The 22,374-nt window shown below is 39.6% G+C and carries 26 protein-coding genes; 7 read left to right on the top strand and 19 right to left on the bottom strand.

All coding sequences use genetic code 11. The annotated features are described in order from the left end of the window. Positions 1 to 154: 154 nt before the first annotated feature. The 9 genes from G6W42_RS01565 to gatC are packed head-to-tail and all read right to left on the bottom strand — an operon-like array spanning position 155 to position 7,645. The gene (locus G6W42_RS01565; RefSeq protein ID WP_194172684.1) at positions 155 to 943 is read right to left on the bottom strand and encodes a shikimate dehydrogenase; all 789 of its coding nucleotides are present in this window, start codon (positions 941 to 943) and stop codon (positions 155 to 157) included. Next, positions 940 to 1,833 (bottom strand): SPOR domain-containing protein, encoded by an 894-nt coding sequence (locus G6W42_RS01570; protein ID WP_194172685.1) that lies wholly within the window; start codon positions 1,831 to 1,833, stop codon positions 940 to 942. The genes G6W42_RS01565 and G6W42_RS01570 overlap by 4 nt, the downstream gene beginning before the upstream one ends. Before the next feature lie 9 nt (positions 1,834 to 1,842). After that, the gene (locus G6W42_RS01575; RefSeq protein WP_002941307.1) at positions 1,843 to 2,385 is read right to left on the bottom strand and encodes a DUF1882 domain-containing protein; all 543 of its coding nucleotides are present in this window, start codon (positions 2,383 to 2,385) and stop codon (positions 1,843 to 1,845) included. Then, on the bottom strand, positions 2,385 to 3,629 hold the full coding sequence (locus tag G6W42_RS01580; RefSeq protein WP_194172686.1) for a serine hydroxymethyltransferase: 1,245 nt from the start codon (positions 3,627 to 3,629) through the stop codon (positions 2,385 to 2,387). Before G6W42_RS01580 ends, G6W42_RS01575 begins: the two co-directional genes overlap by 1 nt. Further along, on the bottom strand, positions 3,626 to 5,134 hold the full coding sequence (lysS, locus tag G6W42_RS01585; protein ID WP_223231786.1) for a lysine--tRNA ligase: 1,509 nt from the start codon (positions 5,132 to 5,134) through the stop codon (positions 3,626 to 3,628). Before lysS ends, G6W42_RS01580 begins: the two co-directional genes overlap by 4 nt. 4 nt (positions 5,135 to 5,138) lie before the next feature. Continuing rightward, complete coding sequence (locus G6W42_RS01590; protein WP_002941362.1) at positions 5,139 to 5,606, bottom strand: Fur family transcriptional regulator; 468 nt, start codon at positions 5,604 to 5,606, stop codon at positions 5,139 to 5,141. After that, a complete protein-coding gene (locus G6W42_RS01595; protein WP_242042538.1) occupies positions 5,603 to 6,223 on the bottom strand; it encodes a CvpA family protein in 621 nt (206 codons plus the stop codon). Before G6W42_RS01595 ends, G6W42_RS01590 begins: the two co-directional genes overlap by 4 nt. Continuing rightward, positions 6,220 to 7,353: a type IV pilus twitching motility protein PilT gene (locus G6W42_RS01600; protein ID WP_194172687.1), complete on the bottom strand. Its 1,134-nt coding sequence runs from the start codon at positions 7,351 to 7,353 to the stop codon at positions 6,220 to 6,222. Before G6W42_RS01600 ends, G6W42_RS01595 begins: the two co-directional genes overlap by 4 nt. Before the next feature lie 4 nt (positions 7,354 to 7,357). Beyond that, positions 7,358 to 7,645 (bottom strand): Asp-tRNA(Asn)/Glu-tRNA(Gln) amidotransferase subunit GatC, encoded by a 288-nt coding sequence (gatC, locus tag G6W42_RS01605; RefSeq protein WP_194172688.1) that lies wholly within the window; start codon positions 7,643 to 7,645, stop codon positions 7,358 to 7,360. A 124-nt stretch (positions 7,646 to 7,769) separates the two neighbouring features. Here gatC and G6W42_RS01610 point away from each other — a divergent pair, with 124 nt between their 5' ends. The 6 genes from G6W42_RS01610 to G6W42_RS01635 are packed head-to-tail and all read left to right on the top strand — an operon-like array spanning position 7,770 to position 11,245. Next, positions 7,770 to 8,333 (top strand): hypothetical protein, encoded by a 564-nt coding sequence (locus tag G6W42_RS01610; protein WP_194172689.1) that lies wholly within the window; start codon positions 7,770 to 7,772, stop codon positions 8,331 to 8,333. Then, positions 8,333 to 9,340, top strand: coding sequence for an L-seryl-tRNA selenium transferase (locus tag G6W42_RS01615; RefSeq protein WP_194172690.1), 1,008 nt, complete (start codon positions 8,333 to 8,335; stop codon positions 9,338 to 9,340). The genes G6W42_RS01610 and G6W42_RS01615 overlap by 1 nt, the downstream gene beginning before the upstream one ends. After that, on the top strand, positions 9,337 to 9,669 hold the full coding sequence (locus G6W42_RS01620) for a hypothetical protein (protein WP_194172691.1): 333 nt from the start codon (positions 9,337 to 9,339) through the stop codon (positions 9,667 to 9,669). The genes G6W42_RS01615 and G6W42_RS01620 overlap by 4 nt, the downstream gene beginning before the upstream one ends. Further along, complete coding sequence (locus G6W42_RS01625; protein WP_194172692.1) at positions 9,656 to 10,285, top strand: type III pantothenate kinase; 630 nt, start codon at positions 9,656 to 9,658, stop codon at positions 10,283 to 10,285. The genes G6W42_RS01620 and G6W42_RS01625 overlap by 14 nt, the downstream gene beginning before the upstream one ends. Then, positions 10,282 to 10,896, top strand: a complete 615-nt coding sequence (hisG, locus tag G6W42_RS01630) for an ATP phosphoribosyltransferase (protein ID WP_002941288.1) — start codon at positions 10,282 to 10,284, stop codon at positions 10,894 to 10,896. The genes G6W42_RS01625 and hisG overlap by 4 nt, the downstream gene beginning before the upstream one ends. A gap of 37 nt (positions 10,897 to 10,933) precedes the next feature. Next, positions 10,934 to 11,245: a DUF6980 family protein gene (locus G6W42_RS01635; protein ID WP_194172693.1), complete on the top strand. Its 312-nt coding sequence runs from the start codon at positions 10,934 to 10,936 to the stop codon at positions 11,243 to 11,245. 379 nt (positions 11,246 to 11,624) lie between these two features. On the opposite strand, the gene G6W42_RS01640 is transcribed toward G6W42_RS01635, so the two are convergent. From G6W42_RS01640 to tupB, 10 genes are all read right to left on the bottom strand, one after another. After that, positions 11,625 to 12,950, bottom strand: coding sequence for an aminotransferase class V-fold PLP-dependent enzyme (locus G6W42_RS01640; RefSeq protein ID WP_194172694.1), 1,326 nt, complete (start codon positions 12,948 to 12,950; stop codon positions 11,625 to 11,627). An 85-nt stretch (positions 12,951 to 13,035) separates the two neighbouring features. Further along, entirely contained in the window at positions 13,036 to 13,224 is a 189-nt protein-coding gene (locus G6W42_RS01645; RefSeq protein ID WP_002941192.1) for a hypothetical protein, read from the bottom strand. A 23-nt stretch (positions 13,225 to 13,247) separates the two neighbouring features. Continuing rightward, on the bottom strand, positions 13,248 to 13,991 hold the full coding sequence (locus G6W42_RS01650) for a winged helix-turn-helix domain-containing protein (RefSeq protein ID WP_194172695.1): 744 nt from the start codon (positions 13,989 to 13,991) through the stop codon (positions 13,248 to 13,250). After that, the gene (fdhD, locus tag G6W42_RS01655) at positions 13,984 to 14,766 is read right to left on the bottom strand and encodes a formate dehydrogenase accessory sulfurtransferase FdhD (RefSeq protein ID WP_194172696.1); all 783 of its coding nucleotides are present in this window, start codon (positions 14,764 to 14,766) and stop codon (positions 13,984 to 13,986) included. Before fdhD ends, G6W42_RS01650 begins: the two co-directional genes overlap by 8 nt. Positions 14,767 to 14,985: 219 nt before the next feature. Then, positions 14,986 to 15,627 (bottom strand): formate dehydrogenase FDH3 subunit beta, encoded by a 642-nt coding sequence (gene fdh3B / locus G6W42_RS01660; RefSeq protein WP_194172697.1) that lies wholly within the window; start codon positions 15,625 to 15,627, stop codon positions 14,986 to 14,988. Between the two features lies 1 nt (position 15,628). After that, positions 15,629 to 18,454 (bottom strand): formate dehydrogenase subunit alpha, encoded by a 2,826-nt coding sequence (locus G6W42_RS01665; protein WP_194172698.1) that lies wholly within the window; start codon positions 18,452 to 18,454, stop codon positions 15,629 to 15,631. 31 nt (positions 18,455 to 18,485) lie between these two features. After that, complete coding sequence (locus tag G6W42_RS01670) at positions 18,486 to 18,659, bottom strand: twin-arginine translocation signal domain-containing protein (protein WP_194172699.1); 174 nt, start codon at positions 18,657 to 18,659, stop codon at positions 18,486 to 18,488. Further along, positions 18,649 to 19,344, bottom strand: a complete 696-nt coding sequence (locus G6W42_RS01675; RefSeq protein ID WP_194172700.1) for a molecular chaperone TorD family protein — start codon at positions 19,342 to 19,344, stop codon at positions 18,649 to 18,651. The genes G6W42_RS01670 and G6W42_RS01675 overlap by 11 nt, the downstream gene beginning before the upstream one ends. A gap of 245 nt (positions 19,345 to 19,589) precedes the next feature. Next, positions 19,590 to 20,543 (bottom strand): tungstate ABC transporter ATP-binding protein TupC, encoded by a 954-nt coding sequence (tupC, locus tag G6W42_RS01680; protein ID WP_194172701.1) that lies wholly within the window; start codon positions 20,541 to 20,543, stop codon positions 19,590 to 19,592. Between the two features lie 9 nt (positions 20,544 to 20,552). Next, positions 20,553 to 21,245: a tungstate ABC transporter permease TupB gene (tupB, locus tag G6W42_RS01685; protein WP_194172702.1), complete on the bottom strand. Its 693-nt coding sequence runs from the start codon at positions 21,243 to 21,245 to the stop codon at positions 20,553 to 20,555. 71 nt (positions 21,246 to 21,316) lie between these two features. Here tupB and tupA point away from each other — a divergent pair, with 71 nt between their 5' ends. Continuing rightward, on the top strand, positions 21,317 to 22,135 hold the full coding sequence (tupA, locus tag G6W42_RS01690; RefSeq protein ID WP_194172703.1) for a tungstate ABC transporter substrate-binding protein TupA: 819 nt from the start codon (positions 21,317 to 21,319) through the stop codon (positions 22,133 to 22,135). Positions 22,136 to 22,374 lie beyond the last annotated feature (239 nt).

The following is a 22,374-nucleotide window of genomic DNA, read 5'->3' on the forward strand; positions in this document are numbered from 1 at the left end:
AAAAGGTTTTACTTCAAGCGCTTCATCGCTCAAGCTAGTATCATCGTAGTTTAAGGCACTTTAGAATGGCTAAAGGAGTTAAAAATTTATATCGCTAAGCTTTAGAGCATTATTTATTAAGCTTAAGAATTTAACGATCTGGTCTTTGCAAATCCTATAAACTCAAAGCCTCTCGCATAGAAGCTTCTATCCTTTTCTCATCAAGATTGCTGTTATAAAATAAATTTAACGCTAAAACAGCTTGATATAATAGCATATCAGCTCCATCTTTGCATGCTAAATTTTGCCTTTTTGCCTCTTTTAAAAATGGCGTCTCTTTGCCGTATATCACATCAAATGCAAATTTAGCGCTTTTTAAAATGCCATCTAAAATCTCTTTTGGTGCTGGTAAAAGATCGTCTTTTAGCCCTGCTGAGGTCGAATTTACCACTAGATCAAATTTGTGCTCTTTATAGTCATCCCAGCTAAAGCACTCGTATTGATCTTTAAATTTATCAAGTCTTGCCTTGCTTCTATTTAGTATGCAAACATCTATGTTTCGCGATTTAAGTGCATAGGCTAGGGCGTTTGCAGTGCCTCCAGCTCCAAGGATGATGGCGCTTTTTGCCTCTTTGAAATTTGATATCGCTTTTAAAAAACCAGGTGCGTCAGTGTTATAAGCGTAAATTTTCTCATTTTTTAGCACCAAAGTGTTTGCAGAGCCTATTTTACGTGCTGCTTCTGAGGCCTCATCGGCTAAATTTAGAGCAAATTCTTTATGCGGGAGCGTGACATTTGCGCCGTTTAGTTTTAGGGATTTAAATTTATTGATTAGCTCATTGCCATCTTTTAGCAAAACCCTAGTATATAGGGCATCAAGAGCTAGATCGGCAATGGCTTTGTTGTGTAGTCTTGGAGATACCGAGTGAGCTATCGGATCTCCAAAAACTGCGAAGATTTTCATTTTGCTCTAAAGACAAAAGCGTCTTTATTGACATCTTTTCTTATGTCATTTACAGCTTTTTGTAGCCCTTTTTCATCAAATGGACCAACTAAAATTTTAGTTAGCTCGCCAGCTTTTATGGTCTTGTAGCTATATCCTTTGGCTGCTATTTTTTTCATATAGTCGGCATTTGGGTTAAATTTGCTAGTTGCAAATACTTGAACATAAGAGCCTTTTGCGATGCTCTCAGCTTTTGCAGGAGCTTCTACTTTTTTCTCGGCTTTTTCTGCTTTTGCAGGAGTTTCAGCTTTTTTCTCTACTTTTGTTTCAGGTTTTTTCTCAGCTTTTGCTTCAGCCTTTTTCTCAGCTTTTGCCTCAGTTTTAGCTGGCTTTGCTTCTACTTTTTTCTCGGCTTTTGCTTCGCTTTTTGTTTCAGCTTTTTTAGCTGGAGTTTCTACTTTTGTCTCAGCTTTTTTAGGTGCTTCAGCTGGATGCTCGACAGCTTTTACTACCTCTTTTGGCTCTTCAGTTTTAGGAGCTGATTTTGCACCTTCTTTATCTTTTAGCTTTTTGATCATATCTTCAAAATCATCTTGTTGCTTATTTTCAGGCACGATAGGCACTTGCTCGAAAAGCTGAGTATCGCCTTTTTTAACATCTGAATTTGTATCTTGTGCAGGCACCTGTGTATCGACTGGCTGCTCTGCTGGCACTGGAGGCAGAACTAGTCTTGAGTCAGCTTCGTTTTGTGCTTGTGTTGAGTCGCCTGAGTTTATAAGCTTCATGGCTACGATGATGATTAAAAATAGTATAACAAGAGCTGCTATAAACATAAGAAGTTTCTTTAGTTTAGCACCCTTTGCCTCATCATCCTTTTCTAAAAGTATATCTTTTAACTCTTCGTTTTCCATTATCTCTCCTTACATATATTTTGACCAACTTGCCCCGCGCTCTTTTTGATAGAGGTTATATGGCAAAGTTAGGATGTTAAATTCTTTTGGCATATCTTGATTTGGGAACATTCTCCACTCTTTGGCTAACTTTTGTGAAAGCTTTGCGCTTAGCATATTTGCAAGCGTGCAAGCTTCATTTAGCGTAGTGTGACCTTTATGCACATAAAGGTGCAAATGTCCTGGCGTCTTGGTCTCGTAGGCTGTGAAATTTATAAAGCCTTCTTCTCTTAAAAGAAGCTGCGCTCTATGCCAAAACCTATCTGGAGTTCTGCCATTGTAGTCAAAGACTATGTTTTCGACCTTGTCACTTGCATTGATTAGCGAGTGGGCGATTATAGCTTTGCCCTCTTCATGCTCTTTCATGACACTATAAGTTAGTGGTTCGTTGATCTTTTCAAATTTATCAAAGAAAATTTTGCCCTTGTACTCTATCTTATTGACGATCGTGTCACGTTTGATGTAGTAGTGGGTCGTTATTATCTTTATAAGAGATGTATCAATACTTTGCATCAAAATGTCGCTTTATCATAGATTATAAATTTATGAGCTAGCTCTTTTAACTCGCCCTTGATCTTCTCTTGCAAAGATGCGTTGTTGATGTCGCTTAGCACGTCAGCGATCTTGTTTGCTATTAGCTCAAATTCAGCCTCTTTCATACCACGAGCCGTAAGAGCTGGGCTACCTACACGTATGCCGCTTGTGATAAACGGACTTCTTGTCTCGCCTGGGACAGTATTTTTATTTACTGTTATGCCAGCATTTCCTAGTGCGATGTCAGCGTCTTTTCCGCTAAATTCGCGGTTTAGAAAGCTCATTAGGATTAGGTGGTTATCAGTGCCGCCACTTACTAGCTCAAAGCCTCTATTTATTAGCACTTCGCCAAGTTTTTTAGCGTTTGCTTTTACTTGTTTAGCATAAATTTTCCACTCAGGGCTAAGGTTGTGCTTAAAGCCAACTGCCTTTGCAGCGATGACATGAACTAGTGGTCCGCCCTGGATGCCTGGGAAGATAGAAGAGTTTATCTTTTTAGCGTACTCTTCGTTGTTTGTCATTATGATGCCGCCTCTTGGGCCTCTTAGAGTTTTATGCGTAGTTGAGCTTACGACATCGCAGTGTGGGAAAGGACTTTGATGTTCACCGGCTACTACAAGGCCAGCGATGTGAGCTACGTCTGCAAAGAGTATCGCACCAACTGCGTCAGCTATCTCTCTAAATTTCTTAAACTCGATCTCCCTTGTGTATGCGCTCGCACCACAAACGATCATTTTTGGTTTTACTATCTTTGCGATATCCATAACCCTATCGTAGTTTATGCGACCATCAAGCTCTACGCCATAAAAGAAGCTCTCATACATCTTGCCAGAGCTGCTTACCTTTGCGCCGTGAGTTAGGTGTCCGCCATGGCTTAGATCCATGCCTAAAATTTTATCGCCCGGGTTAAGCAAAGCTCCGTAAACACCTTGGTTTGCCTGAGAGCCTGAGTTTGGCTGAACGTTTGCAAATTCACATCCAAAGAGCTCTTTACATCTATCGATAGCGATCTGCTCGATCTCATCGACAAATTCGCAGCCACCATAATATCTCTTGCCAGGGTAGCCTTCGGCGTATTTGTTTGTTAGGATTGAGCCCATCACCTCCATGACTTCTGGATATGTGAAATTTTCGCTAGCGATCATCTCAAGGTGATCACACTGGCGTTTTAACTCTAAATTTACTAGGTCGTAAATATCTTTATCGTAGCTTTGCAAACTCATTTTTCGTTCTCCTTTGTCTCAGTTTTTAGTGGCCTCATCGCTGGGAAGAGGACAACGTCGCGTATTGATTTTTTATCTGTTAAAAGCATGACAAGTCTGTCGATGCCTATGCCTTCGCCTGCAACTGGTGGCATGCCGTATCCTAGGGCTTTTACATAGTCCTCGTCCATCTCATGTGCCTCATCATCGCCTGCGTTTTTAGCGTCGATTTGAGCCTTAAAGCGGTTGTATTGATCGATTGGATCATTTAGCTCGTTAAAGCCATTCGCTAGCTCTCTACCAGCGATAAATAGCTCAAATCTCTCTGCCACATCAGGATTTGTGTCACTTCTTCTTGAAAGCGGGCTAATAGAGATCGGATAGTCGATGACAAAAGTTGGATGGATGAGCTTACTCTCTACGTAGTTGTCAAAGAGTTCAGCCTGCAAGTGACCAAGGTCAAGTTTCTCGTTTGCCTCAAAGCCATCAGCTCTTAGTTTTGTTAAAATTTTAGCCTTGTCGCTTACGACATCTTCGGCAAGTCCGCCTATCTCAACTAAGGCTTTTTTATAGCTTATGCGTTTAAATGGCTTACTAAAATCAATCTCCATGCCGTCAAAATTTATCACTTTCTCCATGCCAAGTTTTTCTAAAATGACATTAAATAGATCCTCTGTGATACCCATTAGATCGTGGTAGTTGTGATATGCCCAGTAAAACTCGATACTTGTAAATTCAGGGTTGTGGGTTAGGTCCATACCCTCGTTTCTGAAGTTTCTATTCATCTCATAAACAGCCTCAAAGCCACCAACTACAAGACGTTTTAGATATAGCTCTGGAGCGATTCTTAGGTATCTCTCAACTCCAAGAGCGTTGTGAAATGTCACAAATGGTTTTGCATTTGCGCCGCCAGCTATTGGGTGAAGCATCGGAGTTTCAACCTCTAAAAAGCCCTTTTCTTCAAAAAATCTTCTAATCGTGCTTATAATCACCGAGCGCTTTTTAAAGTCAGCCCTAACTTCAGGGTTCATTATCATATCAAGGTATCTTTGACGGTATCTTGTCTCAACATCAACTAGCCCATGGTACTTCTCTGGAAGCGGACTTATTGACTTTGTAGCTAAGCTAAGCTCATTTACATGCATTGAAAATTCGCCAGTTTTTGTTATAAAAGCGTAGCCTCTAACATAGACGATATCGCCTATTTCTACATATTTCTTAACGATTTTAAACCACTCTGGATCAAGCGTCTTATTGCTAAAGTAAATTTGTAAATTTCCATTTTCGTCTTCGATGTTTGCAAAGACCGCTTTACCAGCGTCACGGATCAGCTTTATCCTACCAGCAAGGCCTACTAACTGCCCCTCTGCTTTTTTCTCTTCTGTATCTTTTATATAGTTAAATTTAAGTCTAAATTTAGAGATATTCATATCTCTTCTAAGAAAATGTGGATATGGATTTATGCCTAAATTTCTAAGCTCATCTATGCTTTCTAATCTTTGAATTTCATGTTGGTTGTCAAATATCACCTTACTTTCCCTTTATATTATTTTTTGAACACTTTTCGCAAATTCCATAAAGCTGCATCATGTGACCAGTTAGTTTAAAGCCATGCTCTTTTGCGATGCTGATTTGCCTTTTTTCTATCATAGGATCTTCAAATTCTATGATAAGACCACACTTTCTACATATCATATGGTCATGGTGTGGCTTTGTGGCAAGCTCAAATTTCTTGCCTTGTGAACCAAAGCTGATTGATGTTACCATCTCTGATTCTTCTAGTAAATTTAGCGTTCTATAAACAGTTGCGATGCCGATATTTAGCTCAGGGTAGGTCTCTTTTATAAAAAGATATAGCCTCTCTGGCGTAAAGTGTTCGTCGTTGTTATAAAGCGTTTTTAGCAAAATTTCACGCTGTTTTGTATATTTTAAACCATTGTCGCGAAGAACTCTTTTAAATTTCTCAAGTAAGGCATCATATTCTAAATTTTCTATCATTTTTCTTCCCCTTTAGTGACGTTTGTGTCGGTGTTTGTGCTTGCATTTGCATCCATTGATATGAATGCATCACTCTTGTTTGTATCCTTTGGTCTTACTACCATTTCGTCTAGTTCATTTTTGATGTTTTTCACATCGATATTTGTTATCCATCTACCAGTTTCAAGTAGGAGCGGATAGACTTTGCTATTTGTGAAGTATGGCTCGATCATTTTATTTAGTGAAGTGCCTGCCATTACAGCGACGACTGCTGAAAATGTGAGGAAAATTTTGCCACTTCCCATGATAAATCCACCAAGCCTGTCTAAAAAGCCAAGTCCGCTTACTGAAACTATCTTTGATAAAAATTTGCCAACTAGCAGACAAATGAGCCAAAAAACTAGCCAAAGTCCGATAAATGCGACAAATTGTAAAAATGAAGCATTTTCAAATTTATATATATTTTTACTTATAAAACCCTCAGCCACATCTGAAAACCTACTAGCGACAACTAAACCGCCGATAAGTCCGATGAGCCCAAAAGTCTCTTTTATGAGGCCATTTATTATGCCCTTTACGCCCAGCATCAAGACAAGGGCGATAATGATAATGTCAAACCAAGTTACTAAATCCATCATACAGTTCCTATTAAATTTTGAAGTTCTTGCTGGCTAGTCGAGTAGGCTAGCGCATTTTCTTTTGTGATCTTTTCCTCTTTTAGCGCTTTCATCAGGGCTTGAGTCTGCGTGCTCATGCCAGTTTGTTGCTGATTTAGTTGCATTTGAGAGTAAATTTGATGCACTTTGTTTTCGCGTATCAAGTTTGATATCGCCATATTATTTATCAAAATTTCATGCACAGCGCACCTTCCGCCGCCTATTTTTGGTATCAGACTTTGTGAGATGACAGCAGTTAGCGAAACGCTAAGCATATTTCTTACTTGAAGCTGCTCGCTTCCATCGAAGCTATCAACGATCCTATTTATAGTTTGTATGGCTGAGTTTGTGTGAAGAGTGCCAAAGACTAGGTGTCCAGTCTCAGCTGCTGTAATAGCCGTAGAGATCGTCTCTCTATCCCTCATCTCGCCCACAAGTATGATATCTGGGTCCTCACGAAGTGCAAATTTTAGCGCCTTTGAGTAAGAGTGTGTGTCGGTGCCGATATTTCTATGTGAAAATAGGGCTTTTTTGTTGTTATGCACAAACTCGACTGGGTCTTCAACGGTGATGATGTGCTTTCTATAATTTAAATTTATCTCATTAAGCATCGCAGCAAGCGTCGTTGATTTACCGCTACCTGTTGGTCCAGTAACCAGAATAAGGCCTTTTTCTCGTTTGATGATATATTTGAAAATTTGTGGTGCATTTAGATCATCAAGCGAAGGGATGTCAATAGGTATGATACGAAAAGCTGCGGCTAGATCGCCATTCATCGTGTAGTAGTAGTTGCCGCGAAAGCGACCGATATTTGGAAGCTCTATGGCAAAGTCAAGCTCTTTATTGTTTTCAAGCTCGCTTTTTTGGGCATCTGTGATCAGAGCGTAGCATAAATTTTCTATATCTTTGCCGCTTAGCACGCCAAATTCAAGCGGTCTTAAAGTGCCATCTATCCTTATTTGAGGCTCAGACCTTGAGACTAGGTGAAGGTCACTGGCTTTATTAAAAACAACGGTTTTTAAAAGCGTTTGAATGTCGCCTGAGAGATTGCTCTCTGATGCTTTGGCTTGAGAGTCCGAGCTTTGCGCTCTTAGTTGTTCGATTAGATCCATATTTTTACTCTATGATCTTTGGCACGGCAAAAAAGTGTCCTTCGCGTGAAGGGGCATGCTTTAAAATTTCATCGACAACCTCACTTAAATGTGGCTCATCTTCTCTTAATGGAGTGCCGCCTTTTATAGAGCTAACTACAGCCTCATCGCTGCTTAGATCAAGCTCGTTTAAAACATCGACAAAAGATACGATTTCACTTAATTGCTTCTTGATCTCTTCTCTTTTTTCATCATTAATTTGTAATGCTGAGAGTTTTTCTAGTTTATTTAAGAGAGTGTCGTCTATTTGCATTATTAAGCAACCTTTTAATTGATTTTGAGGCATTATATCACATTCAAGCTTTAATTTTGGGCTACTTTTAATTTAATTATGCTAAAATCTGCAAATTAAAATTTTTCAAAAGCAAGGAAAAACGTTGGCTATAAAAGAAGACTTAACCGAGATAAAAAAAGAGATCGACGCCCAAGAGCAGTTTCTTGAGAGTATGATCAAGGGAGAGCGTTTTTTTAGGAAATACAAAACTTTGCTGATCGTGCTATGCGTGGCAGCTATCGTCGCACTCATCGGATTTTACGCTAGTAAGGTTTTAAACGACAACAGAGTTGAGGAGGCAAATTTAGCCTATTCAAAGCTTATCTTAAATCCAAATGACGCAAGCGCTTTAAATGTTTTAAAGGATAAAGAGCCAAACATGTATGCGCTTTTCTCGCTTGGGCAAATGCTTGATAAAAACGATACGAAAGGCATCAGTGAGCTTGCAAATTTAAAAGTAAATCCGATCGTAAAAGATATCATCCTTTCACAAACTGGCGATACAAATACTCAAATTTTAAGCGAATATAACGCACTTTTAAAAGGTTTTGAGCTTTTAAAACAAAATAAAATCAAAGAGGCAAATGTAGAATTTGACAAGATCGCACTTGACTCACAACTTCAAACTTTAGTTAAAAATTTAAAACACTATCAGGGAATAAAATAATGAAAAAACTTACACTATTCTTGGCCTTTGCCTTGGCTTTAGTTCTAAGCGGATGCGGCACAAAAAGACAATATTTTGAGCCTGCGCAAACTTCTGGTGAGATATCTTTGTCAAAAGATCTTCCTTCTTACATAAAATCAGCAAATGCAAATGGCGCAACGCTTGATAATGGCAACATCGTCACTAAAAATGGGCTAAATAAAAGCATTACTTTGCCTGAAAATTTCAACTTCTTAAATGAAAATAACGGCTTTGTCATCTCAGCTAGCATAAATGGCGATCTCAACGTGACTGATCCTAGCGGCCACAGCGTCTATAGTGGTAAATTCCCAACTGCGATCGTAGCAGCCTCACTTGATCAAAACCAACTTGCAGCCATCAGCGCATCAAACCACATCTATCTAATCGATATAAGCACTGCTACTACGCTAATGGAGTATAGCTCTTCTGACATCGCTGCGGTTGATTCAAGAGTTGTGGCACCTTACTTTATGAGCTCACTCATCGTATATCCAGCACTTGACGGCAAAATTTACATCGTGCAAAAAGATACTGGTAGAATTTTACGTGACGTTGTCGTAAGCTCTGAAAATTTCTTTAACAACATCATATTTTTAGGCGTTGAGGGCGACAACCTAATCGCTGCAACAGCAAAAAAAGTGATCGTCATAAACCCAAGCCAAACAGTATATTATGACGGCGAGATCAAAGACGTGCTAGTTCATAACGATGAAATTTACATCTTTAAAAAAGATGGCACGATAGTAAGAACAGACCTTATGCTAAAAGAGCAAAATAAGGTAAATTTCAAATTTGCTATCTTCTCAGCTGCAACTATCATAAATAATAAACTCTACGTTATCGAAAAAACAGGCTACGTTATAAAGACAAATTTAGACCTTAGTGGAGCTGAAATTTATGAGTTTAGCGACGAGATAAAAGATAAAAGCTTCATGGGAAATGGCGCATTTTACTACGATAACGAGTATGTTAATCTAGGACAATGAACCAAAAAATTTGGGAGCTTTTTGAAGCTAAAAAGATCTTGCTAAGAGATCTAAAAAGGCTTGATCTTAGCGAATTTACCAAGAAACGCTCGCTTGAGGCGTTTTTTGGTGTCGATACAAAAAATTTCTACGAGATCGTTTTTTTAAGAAGCGCAAAGAGTAGGCTTTTGGTTAAAGAGGCCGGCGAGATAAATGAAATTTGTGCTAAATTTGAAGAGAAATTTCAAACCAAGATCAAAAAACGAGTTATTTTCTACAACTCACAAATTTGTTCAAAGTCCCTAAAATACTTCAAAGAGCAAGGTTGGAGCTGCTATGATTTTGTGTGATATCGGCAACACCAACGCCTCTTTTCTGCAAAATGGCAAGATCACACATATAAAAGTTAGCGAATTTAAAAACTACAAGCCAGACGAAAAGGTCTATTTTATCTGCGTAAATGAAGAAATTTTGCGCATGATAGATAAGGACGAAATGTTTGTAAATTTAGAGCCACACTTTGAGATCGACACGATATATCAGGGTCTTGGCGTAGATAGAAAAGCGGGTTGTTATATGATAAAAGATGGCATTATAGTAGATGCTGGAAGTGCTATAACCGTTGATATAATGGCAAACTCACTTCATCTTGGCGGCTACATCTTGCCAGGTATCGCAAGTATGTTAAATGCCTATAAAAGTATCTCGCCACGCCTTGATGTGACGCTAAATTCGCAAATCGACATCGATGCGTTGCCTCAAAAGACGAGCGACGCTGTGAGTTACGGCATCATAAAGCCCATTATCACGCTTATCTCAAAGCTAGCAGGCAGCAAAAAAGTCTATTTTACAGGCGGAGACGGCGACTTTTTATCTAAATTTTTTAAAAATGCCATTTGCGATAAGATGCTGATCTTTCGTGCCATGCAAAAAATAATCGATGAGAAAAAGGAAATTTTAAAATGATAACAGTAGCCTTGCCAAAGGGTAGGATCGCGGAAGATACACTTGAGATTTTTAGAAAGATTTTTGGTTCGAGTTTTATGTTTGAGGATAGAAAGCTCATCCTTGAAGAGGGAAATTTTAGGTTTTTAATGGTTCGCAACCAAGATATACCAACATACGTCACCGAAGGTGCTGCAGATATCGGTGTAGTTGGCCTTGACGTGCTTGAAGAGCACAAGCCAAATGTGGTTAGACTACTTGATCTGCAAATAGGCAAGTGCAAGGTCTGTATCGGCATAAAAAACGAAGATGAGCTTGATTTTTCAAGGTCTGAGCTAAAGATCGCTACTAAGATGCCAAATATCACGAGAAACTACTTTGCAAAGCTTGCTGTTGGCGTGAAGATCATAAAGCTTTATGGCTCGATCGAGCTAGCGCCGCTTGTCGGGCTAAGCGATGCGATCGTCGATGTGGTCGAGACTGGCTCAACCATGAAGCAAAATGGGCTAAAAGTAGCTGGTGATATCATGCAAAGCTCAGCCTATCTGATCGCAAATAAAAATAGCTTCATCATCAAAAAAGATGAAATTTTGGAGCTTTATCAAAAGATAAAAGACGAAATTTCAAAGTAAAATTTTAAAAATTTAAATAGTACAAACAAATGGAAAAATGGTTAAGGTAAAACACTGTTGTACGCAAATGAAAAAGGCAATTAAATTAAATTGCGAGACTCATAAAAATATTTATGATTGTCCAGATGTACTTATCTCGTACTATCCAAAATTTGATGAATACGGAATTATAATTCACGATGGTGGAACAAGTAGTGTTTCAATCAAATTTTGCCCTTTTTGTGGCACAAAACTGCCAAGTTCAAAACGAGATAAATGGTTTGACAAAATGGAAAAATTAGGAATAGATATTGATAGCGATGAAATTCCTAAAGTATATTTAAGCTATGGTTGGTGGTTGAGAAAATGATTTAAATTATTTTTGAATTTTTCAATCAACATAAAAACTAGTTGTTATCAATTTTAAACAACTATCTCATAAAAATCTCTGGAAATTTCTACTAACTAGATGTAATTGCAACAGAAAATGTTTAATATCTTCTTTGTCGCTCATAAGGGGGCGTGTTTTGTTAGCCTTTTTAAGGCTAAGTAGGTATAGCTTTCTATTAGAAATTTTAAATTTTTTAAAATTTACTAGCCAAATTTGATCCCAAAAAGCAAATTTAAATTTGAAGCAGTTAAATTTTACAGGCAAAAACTATCAAATTTAGAAAAACAATAATTGTTTTTTGTGTTTTAGTGACAAGCTAAATTTAAATTTCTAGCTTTTCTAGTTAGCAAAATTCAGCCTAAATTTTCCCACCAAACATCTCATACATCGCCTTTTCCTCGCCCCAAAGCTCGCGGTGCTTTTTGATAGATGATTTGATAGCGTTTATGAGATAGAGCACGTCCTCTTTTGTGTGCGTGTAGTGCAGGCTAACTCTTACAAAACCTGGCTTTTTCTCTAAGATTTTATTCTCCTTAAGTCCAAGCAGATCAAAAGCATAAGGCCCAGCGCACATCACGCCAGCGCGGCTTTGTATGCCGTGGTTGTTGCTAAGTGTTGCAGCAAAGTCATAAGGCGAAATGTCGCGCACATTAAATGAAAAAATAGGCAGTTTTTCTGCATTTTTAGGGCCATAAATGGTGATATCTTCGATGCTACTAAGCTCTTTTTCAAAGAAATTTGCTAGCTCATATTCGCGTGCTTTGATATTTTCTACTCCGACACTCGCTTGCAAGTTGTAGGCTAGACTTGCTCGCACTAGCCCCAAGATAGAGGGCGTGCCAGCCTCTTCAAGCTGCTCGGCATTTTTTATAAAAAGGTGCTTTGATGGCGTCGCAAGTGCGATGGTGCCACCACCTGCGAAGCTTGGTATGTCGCTTGTATAAAGCTCTTTTTTGATCGCTAAAAGCCCACAACTCCCAACTCCGCCAAGTAGCTTGTGAGGCGAAAAAAAGGCTGCGTCAAAGTATGCAGCGTCTAAAATTTCATGCGAGCTGGTTGCCGCGCAGTCAAATGCCACCACTCCGCCAAATTTTTTAACGAGCGAGTAAATTCTCTTGTAGTCGGTTTTCACGCCTGTGACGTTTGAGGCGGCGCTAAAGCAGGCGATGATCTTTCTTTTTGCGTTTAGTTTTAGCGTCCTCTCAAGTATCACGTAGTCTATCTCGCCATTTTCATCAAGCAAGGTGCGCTCGCAGTCGCAAAGTCCCTCGCGGAAGCTGATCTCATTTGAGTGGTGCTCATACGGGCCAACAAGCACGAGTGGTAAATTTACGCTTCTTAAATTTGCTTCGCCGATCAAGGCTCTTGTCGTTGGCGGCAGATAAATTCCCATTATCTCCTGAAATTTCTTTATCGCAGCCGTTGCGCCTTGTCCTGTTGCGATGAGATAAAAGCTCTCATCAAGCCCCAAAAGCTCCTTTAACTCAGCCCTTGCGTTTTCGTAGCGTTTTTGCGTTAGCACAGCGCTTGAGCTGCTGTCTGAGTGAGTGTTTGCGTAGGTTTTTAAAAATTTAAAAATTTCATCTTCGATAGGCGCATAGGCAAGGCCTGAGGCCGTGTAGTCAAAATAGTAAATTCCATCTTTTAAAATGATATTTTTTCTTACTTCATCTATAGTTGGCACGATTTTCCCTTTGGCTAAAAGCGCGATTATAATGAAATTTTGTATAAAGTGAGGTTACAAGCGGGCAGAGCGCCCACTCGCATGATTATTTGTTTAAGAAGTTTTTTTCTAACCACTCGTTAGCTTTTGCTTCACTCTCAAATCTTTGGCTCTTAGCAACTTGGTTTGCACCCTCATAGAAACGGATACGAATGCCGTCTTGAACGCTATCGATCTTGATTCTAGTGATCTTATCTTTGTTTAGATAAGTCCTGTCGTTTAGTTTTACATACATGTTTTCTCCTTTAAAAATTTGGTTTATTTTTTATCGTTTTTCTTTTCGTCTTGTTTTAAAAATAACTCTTTAAAGCGCTTATTTGCATAGTCTTCGATGTCGTTTTGAAGCTGTTTATAAGCGTTTATGAGCTCATAAGCTCTATCATTTAGCGTAGTGCCAGCGCTATCTCCGCCGCCTTGCTTGGTCGTAAAGAGATCTTCTTTTAAATTTTTTTGCAAAATTTGTAGGTGCGACCAGCATTTTTTATAGTTCATGCCTAAAATTTCAGCTGCCTTTGATATCGAGCCAACCTCGGCTATAACGTCTAAAACTTCGGTTTTACCCTTGCCAAATATAAGCTCGCCCTCGTCGTTTTCTATCCAAGTCTTTGTCTTTACTCTCATCTTTTTGCCTTTCTTTTCCTTAAAACAGCCTAGCTGACAGTACTTCACGTCAAAGCCGTAGTCTCTAAGCGTCGAGCGCATGGTCTTTAGGCCACCGCTAGCTGCCGCCATATCCCTTGCATCTTTGCAAAAAACTCTGCCCTTTTCGTCGCTCACTTCTTTTAGTTTTAGTGACAATGTAAATTTACCGCGGTCTTTATCTAAGCCACCAAACTGCCCAAGCTCGCAGTTATCTATCTTGATGCCAAGTCTGGTTGCCTCATCGCTCACTTCGCCGACTTCTATGCCAAGCTTGTTTGCGATCTTAAAAGCCGTGCCGCAGTCAAGTTTGCCGCTTTTATTTAGCGTTTGTTTTATTAGCTCTTCTAAATTTTTACTCATAAATTCTCTCTTCGCCGCTATAAACGTTGATATTTTCGCCCCTTGCAAAGCCGCAAAGCGTGAGCTCAAATTTACGAGCGATCACCACGCCAAGGCTAGTCGGTGCTGTCCTTGAGATAAGCGCTGGGATGCCGTGCATAACGGCCTTTGCAACCATCTCCGAACTAAGCCTGCCACTCACCATCAAAAATGAATTTGCTAAGTTAGCTCCGTCTAAAACAGCCTTGCCAACGGCTTTGTCGATCGTGTTGTGCTGAGCGATATCCTCGCCTATGTAAAATTTATCTTCACTCACAAAAAGCTTTGCCGTATGCACGCAGCCAGTCATCTCATAAAGCTCGCACTGCGTGTAAAACTCCTTCATTTGAGCAAGGATCATATCTTTGTTAAATTTAGCCCCGCTTTTTACGGCTCTTGCCGCCATCGCCTGTGGGTCGATATTTGCCGTTGAGCTTCTGCCACAGCCACTTATTATGACCTTTTCTTCGTCAAACTGCTCTAAGCGTTTTTCATTCACTTTGGCGCTTACATAGACGCTTAGCTCGTCGGTTGAGAGCCTAACTTCAGCTATGTCTTCTGACTTTGTGATGACATTTTCGCTGACCAAATAGCCCACAGCAAGCGCCTTTTGATCCGTTGGCGTTGCCATAACGGCACCAAATTTTTTGTCATTTATGTAAATTTCAAGCTTGATTTCACGCACCAAAATATCATCAACCTGCGCTTTTTGCTCGCCTTTATATTTGATGATCTGCGTTTTATAAATCGGTTCCATCTTGCTCCTTGAAGTTTTCACAAATGATAGCCCAAAAAGCTAAATTTAATTTTGGATTGTAGTAAAAATTTGCTTAAACAAAGCAAAAAGCTTAAACGCATTTTGATACGAAATAAACGCTATTATAATTAAAATTTGATATGCAAGATAGGCATATTTCTTAAAGTGTAAAATTAGAGAAAATAACAAATTTTATAGGTGCAAAAAGCACCTATAAATTTACGCTTTTAGTTTTAGTCTGTCGCCAGAGTAGTAAGCGATCTTCCAAACAGTAGTTTGTTTTAGGTCTTTTTCGCCATAACCTCTTGCAGTAACTCTGTCATTGTAGATTTTTTCTATCATATCTGACTCACCAACTAATAAAGCCTTTGTAGAGCACATCGCAGCACAAACTGGCACTTTGCCCTCAGAAATTCTATCTTGTCCATATACTTCGCGCTCTTCTTCGCTATTAGTTGGTAGCGGACCGCCTGCGCACATAGTGCATTTATCCATTACACCTCTTGCGCCAAACGCACCATCCTTAGGGAATTGCGGTGCGCCAAATGGGCAAGCATACAAGCAGTATCCACAGCCTATGCAGATATCTTTATCGTGAAGCACAATGCCATCAGCTCTGATGTAGAAACAATCAACTGGGCAAACAAGCGAACAAGGTGCATCTTCGCAGTGCATACATGCGATTGATGTTGAAATTTCTTTGCCAGGCATACCTTCATTTAGTGTGACGACGCGGCGTCTTCTAACGCCGATAGGCAACTCATGAGCTTCATCACATGCTACTGCGCAACCGTTGCAATCAATGCATCTATCTGTGTCGCAGTAAAATTTAAGTCTATTGTTATCGTTAAATGCGCTCATATTATGCCCTTTCTATGCGGCAAAGACCGCCTTTTGTTTCTGGAATTTGAGTGTTGATATCATATCCGTAGTTTGTTACGGTATTTGCGCTCTCGCCAACCGCAAATGGCAAAGTTCCTTCTGGGAAATTTCCAGTCATATCAACACCTTGCATATATCCAGCCCAGTGGAATGGCAAGAAGATCATATCAGGCTTGACCGATGGCACGATCCTTGCACGAACCTTGATCTTGGTACCCTCAGGTGAATGAACCCAAACAAAATCCCAATTTTTAATGCCATGTTTAGCCGCTAGCTCTGGGTGGATGTCAGCAAACATCTCAGGCGTAATGCGTGATAGATACTTACTAGCACGCGTCTCCATACCAGCACCGCTGAAATTTACGAGACGAGCTGTAATTAAGTTGATAGGGAATTCTTTTGAGAAGTCTTTACTTTGTTGCAAGCTTTCAAATTTAGTATCAACGCGGTATTGTTTTGCTTTATCTTTAAAGCTTGGATACTTCTTGGCTAGATCTGGTCTTGGTGAGTGGATCGGCTCTCTGTGTTGAGGGATCTGATCAGCAAATGTCCAAACGATAGTTCTAGCACGTGCATTGCCATATGGAGCGATGTTTTTCTCCAAGCATTTTGTTGCTATGATATTACTATCATCAGTTGACCAGCTAGCTCCGATTCTTGCTTTTTCATCATCAGTTAGTGTGATGCCTAAAATTTTCTCGATATTGTCTTTTTTGATCTCAGGATATCCACCATTTATAGATGAACCAACTGGCGCTGAGCCTTCAGCTGCTAGCTGGCTAACACCGTTGTGCTCTAAACCAAAGCGGTTTCTAAAGCCCATTCCACCTTCGCGAACTGATTTATGTGTATCATAAAGTATTGGGCTACCTGGGTGATTTTCTGTCCAGCATGGCCATGGAAGTCCGTAGTATTCGCCTTCAACAGGAGTGCCAGGCTTGCCAAGAGATGTTACTTCATCAAATTTATCCCAGTTCTCTTGGTGGCGTTTCAAGCGCTCAGGTGTCCAGCCAGTCATACCGATAGTTTTTATAATGTTTGCTATCTCGTGAGTAGCAGCTTCTGGCCACTCTATCTTACCATCAGCGCCCCTTATAGTGCGAGTTAGTTCGTCATAAAAGCCTATACGTTTAGCTAGTTCAAACAACAACTCATGATCTGGTATGCTCTCATAGAGTGGTTTGCACACTTGGCTTCTCCATTGACCACTTCTGTTTGTAGCTACGACTGTACCGCTACCCTCAAACTGCGTTGCAGCAGGAAGTAGATAAACATCATCTTTTTTATTTGTTATAACGGCAGCGTCATTTACAAACGGATCTACACAAACAAGTAACTCAAGTGCATCAAGACCTTCTTGAACCTTTGCTTGTTGCGCAGTAGATGTTATGCCGTTACCTATAACTACAAGAGCTTTTAGACTATCTCCTGCATTATCGATTGCATCATTACCATCTTTACCATTTAGCGTACCAGCCCACCAGCGTGCAAGTGAAAATCCTGGCTTAAACATCCACTCAGGCTTGATAAAATTCTTTTGCAACCACTCGAAATCAACCTTCCACATTTTTGCAAAATATTTCCAGCTTCCTTCATTTTTAGGGTAATAACCAGGTAGGTTATCTGGTAAATTTGCCATATCAGTTGCACCTTGAACGTTATCGTGGCCTCTTAGGATGTTACATCCGCCACCACTTACGCCCATGTTGCCAAGCACTAGTTGCAAGATCGGAGCTATACGAGTGTTTGAGCTACCTATTGTGTGCTGAGTTAGACCCATCGCCCAAACGACTGAGCCAGGGCGGTTTTTAGCATAGACTTCTGTGATCTCTTTAAGAGTTGCAGCTGGGACTCCAGTCACATCTTCAACGACTTCAGGTGTCCATTTTGCAGCTTCTTCACGAATCAGATCCATACCATAAACACGGTCATCAATAAATTTCTTATCTTCCCAGCCATTTTCGAAGATGAGATTCATCATGCCATATACAAAAGGTATATCCGTTCCTGGACGAATTTGTGCGAAATAATCAGCCTTTGCCGCTGTTCTTGTATATCTTGGATCGATTACTATTAGCTTAGCGCCATTATTCTCTTTTGCCTTTAAAAAGTGTCTAAAACCAACTGGGTGATTTACCGCTGGGTTTGATCCAATTATAAAGATAGACTTTGCGTTTTGGATATCTCCAAGGTGATTTGTCATAGCTCCATAACCCCAAGTATTCGCCACACCGGCGACTGTAGAGCTGTGTCAAAGACGTGCTTGGTGATCTAGGTTGTTTGTCCCAAACATCGCAACAAATTTGCTTATATAATAGCTTTGCTCGTTGCAGTCTTTTGCTGATCCTAAGAACATAACTTGCTCTGGGTTTTTCTCGCGGTAAGCTTTTAGTTTTGCACCGATCTCATCGAGCGCTTGCGTCATAGAGATGCGTTGCCACTTGCCACCAACTTTTTTCATCGGATATTTTACACGGCAGTGTGAGCGCACCATATCGATAACGTCTGCTCCTTTACAGCAGTGACCACCAGCACTTACTGGGTGATCTTGCGCTACTTCTTGACGCACCCAAACTCCATTTTCTACCTCAGCTAACACTCCACATCCTACAGAGCAAACCGTACAGACAGTTTTTACTATTTTTGAGTCTGGAAATGGGTTTGCCATCTCTTGTGCTGTCGCGCTTCTTGTGACATTGCTCGCTGCAAAGCCGGCCGCGCCACTAGCGCCTGCTAATGCAGCCATTTTTAAAAACGATCTACGGCCGATGTTGTTTGGCGTAGCGTTTAGTCTAGCTTCAGACATTTTCATCCTTTCTTAAATTTCTATCAAAATTTTATTTTGCTTGTTTGTAGTAAAGTTCCCAATTTTTGCTTCTTTTATAAAGCACTTCGGTCTTTTTACTTTTTCCTGATTTTAAATTCTCACCAGCATTTGCCACGACTGCGCCACTGGCAGCGACGGCTCCGACTAGACCGACTTTTTTCAAAAATTCGCGTCTATTTTGCATATGTACCCTCCGATCTTAGTTTTCTTATCCTGTTTTTTTCTCTTCTTATGCTTTCAGATCTTGAAAGACCATCGCTCTTTTTGTGGTCTATCTTGACTGGTTTTGGTGAGTTTAGTGCCACACGCTCAAATGCGATAAATTCGTTTAGCAAAACGGCTACATCCTTGTAAATTTCACTATTTTTATGCTCATATAAATTCTCTATAAACTCATCAATGTTTGGATTTATAATATTTTTAAAAAGCTCCTCTTCGCACTCGTCAAATTTACCGATAAACTCGTTCATAAGCGTAAAGACAAAGCCCACGTTATCTTCATTCTCTTTAAATTTACTTTCATCTCTTCTAATGTTTGTCTTAGCCAAAATTTTACGCACATCGGCGCAAGCATGACCCACCTCATATCCCTCATCGTAAAAAGATAGTGAGTTTCGAAGCGGACTTGGTGGAGTGTGAAAAATGTCATCAAATTCAGTGATCAAATTCTCTGGATTTTTTTCATTAAATTTACTTTTTATATTAGTAGCAGCATGCAAGACTTCATCGTTTAGGCTGTATTCTTCTATGAGATCAAGCATTTTACTAAGACCATCAAATCTCTTTTCATCTTCACTAAATACAAAGAATTTAGAGAGAGTAGCGTAGTAAAGTTTTCTGCCAGCTGCAAATTCCTCTTTTGTGCTCACCTTTTTCCTTAAATAGTTTTTTAATGACAATGCAACTATACAATTAATTGCCTTATTAATGTGGCTTAAAATAAAATAAATTAGAAAAGTTAAAAAAAGCTTAAATATGCCTTAATTGCATATTTAAAAACGCTATTTTTAGGTGGTTATAGAAGATATGATTTTTTAGCAGAATTATTAAAATTTAGCTCTTTTTTGATATCCATTTTTATTTTTGGACTAAATTTAAAGAGTGGGAGTAAATTTTACTCTAAAGCTAGCATCGAGCCGTCTTCAAATTCTAAAAATACTCGCTCGCCGATCTTTGTAATTTCATCATCGTGGCTAAAAATTTTGATCAAAAAGTCGCCAACTTTGACCTTCAAAAGCTTTTCGTTGCCCATATAAAGCGAGGCCGAGTGCAGATAGCCTGAAATTTGACCCTCACCACCCGTTTTAGAAATTTTTATCTTGCTTGGATTGATCGTGATCTTGCTTTTACCTTTGAAATTTGAAGGTAAATTTAGCTTTATATCATCGCCAAAGCTTAGCACGCCATCTTCTATCTCAAAAATATTTTTGTACTCAAACTCGCAGACTCTGCCTTTGTGTAAAAACACGCACTCGTTTGCTAGCATACTAAGCCACTTCTCGTCGTGACTTGCGATGACAAAACCGCAGCCATATCTCTCGTGCATCAAATTTATAGCTTTGCTAAAGAGCTTTGAAGTGCCGATATCAACGCTGTTTGTCGGCTCATCAAGCAGATAAAATGGCGCTCTTAAAGAAAGTGCCAAAGCAAATGCGATGCGCTGCGTTTGCCCAGAGCTTAGCTCAAAGTGACGCTTGTTTAAAAACTTCTCATCAAGTCCTACAAGGGCGAGTGCTTCGCTAGTTCGCTCATCAAATTCGCTTAGTAAATTTCTACTTTTTAAAATGACTTTGAAATTTTCTCTTACACTTCTTTTTAAAAGGGCAGGTTCAGGCAGTAAAACGCAAATTTTACGCAGCATTTCAAGGCTTGGTTTGCTCTCTCCCCAGAGTGAAATTTCGCCACTATTAGGGCTTTGTAGGCGTGAGAGGACACGTATAAGCGTGCTTTTGCCGCTGCCGTTGCTGCCCATTAGAGCAGTTATTTTTTTAGTATTTATATCAAGGCTTGGGATATTTAGGATCTCGTTTTTGCCGTAGTTTAGGTGTAAATTTCTTATCTTTATCAAAATTTGCTCCTATTTGTCGAGTTTTCTTAGCGCAAAGATCACTAAATTTACCAAAAATGCGATAAATATCAAAACCATCGCGAGCGCTATACCCATGGCAAATTCACCCTTGTTTGTTTCTAGCGAAACGGCTGTGGTGATCGTTCTGGTAAAATACTTGATGTTGCCACCTATCATCATCGCAACGCCAACTTCAGCCACGATCCTGCCGTAAGCAGTGGCGATGACGACCATGAGAGCGTAACGCAGCTCATAAAGCACGCAAAAAACTAGCTTTGCTGGCGCGAGGCGTAAATTTAGGATAGTTAGATAGTGCTTTTTCTCCATATTTTCAACCACGCTTGCAGTAAGCGAGATGATGATAGGCAGGGCTAGCACAAACTGGCCTAGCATGACCGCTTTTAGCGTAAATAGTAAATTTAGGCTGCCAAGCGGGCCATTTCTCGTGATAAATGCGTATAAAATAAGACCAATGGCAACCGTTGGCATGGCTAGAGCTGTGTCACTTAGCAGGCGTAAAATTTTGCGCCCCTTAAAGTCGTAAAAACCAAGCGAAAAACCAAGTGGAAAGCCAACAATAACAGCAAAAAGTATCGACACGCTTGATGTGTAAAGGGTAGCCTTGATGGCTGAATATGTTTCAAGATTGCCGTTTAAAAGTAGATTAAAGGCTTCTGCAAAGCCGTGAAGTAAAAAGTCCAAATATTGTTCCTATTTTTTTATTCATATTATTTTAATATGCTATAATACCACATTTTCTAAAAAGGAGAAAAATGAAAAAGATTATTTTAGGCTCACTAGCAGCTGCGGTTTTGGCATTTGGTGCTGATAATGAACTAATCATGGCGACTACAACAAGCACAGATAACACTGGCTTGCTTGACGCGATCTACCCAGTTTATAAGGCTAAAACAGGCGTTGATATAAAATGGACAGCTGTTGGCACAGGCGCTGCGCTAAAGCTTGGCGAAGACTGCAACGCTGACATACTTTTCGTGCACTCACCAAAAGTTGAGAAAGAATTTGTAGAAAAAGGTTTTGGCGTAGAGCGCAAAGCTGTAATGTACAATGACTTCGTCGTTATCGCTGATAAATCAATCGCTGATAAATTTAAAGGTAAAGATATAAAAGAGAGCTTCGAGCTTATCAAAAAAGAGGGGATCAAATTCTTCTCACGTGGCGATAAGTCAGGCACAGACAATAAAGAAAAAGGCATCTGGAAAAAGATCGCTGGCGAAGTTCCTGAAAAAGACAGCTGGTATATGCAAACAGGCCAAGGCATGCTAGCTACGATAAATGCGGCTGCTGAGCAAAAAGGCGTTAGCTTTACAGATCGTGGTACATATATAAAATATGAAGCGAACAAGAACGGCAACCCTGAAATGGTTATCATAAATGAAGGCGACAACGACCTTAAAAACTTCTACTCTCTAATCGCAGTAAACCCAAAACACTGCGCAAAAGCTGACATCGAGAATGCAAACAAATTTATCGATTGGGCTACAAGCGAAGAGGGTCAGAAATTTATAGGCGACTTCAAACTTCTTGACAAGCCACTTTTCACACCAGACGCAAATACACGCAAAAACTAATCCAAAGGGCGAGCAATCGCCCATCTTATTATAAAATTTCATTTTTTTAAATTTATTTCTAATCACTTAAGCTAAAAATCAAATTTAAAATAAGGCAAAAACGATAAAAGGCTCCGTAAATTCAGCGTCAAAGTAATATGCAAATTTTGCATATTACTTAAAATTTTTTTAAATTAAATAATTAATTTTAAAACTACTTTTATTTTATAAGGTATATAATAACCGAACTATTAGAAATA

The sequence above is a fragment of the Campylobacter concisus genome (genome assembly GCF_015230015.1).
Lineage (GTDB): Bacteria > Campylobacterota > Campylobacteria > Campylobacterales > Campylobacteraceae > Campylobacter_A > Campylobacter_A concisus_AF.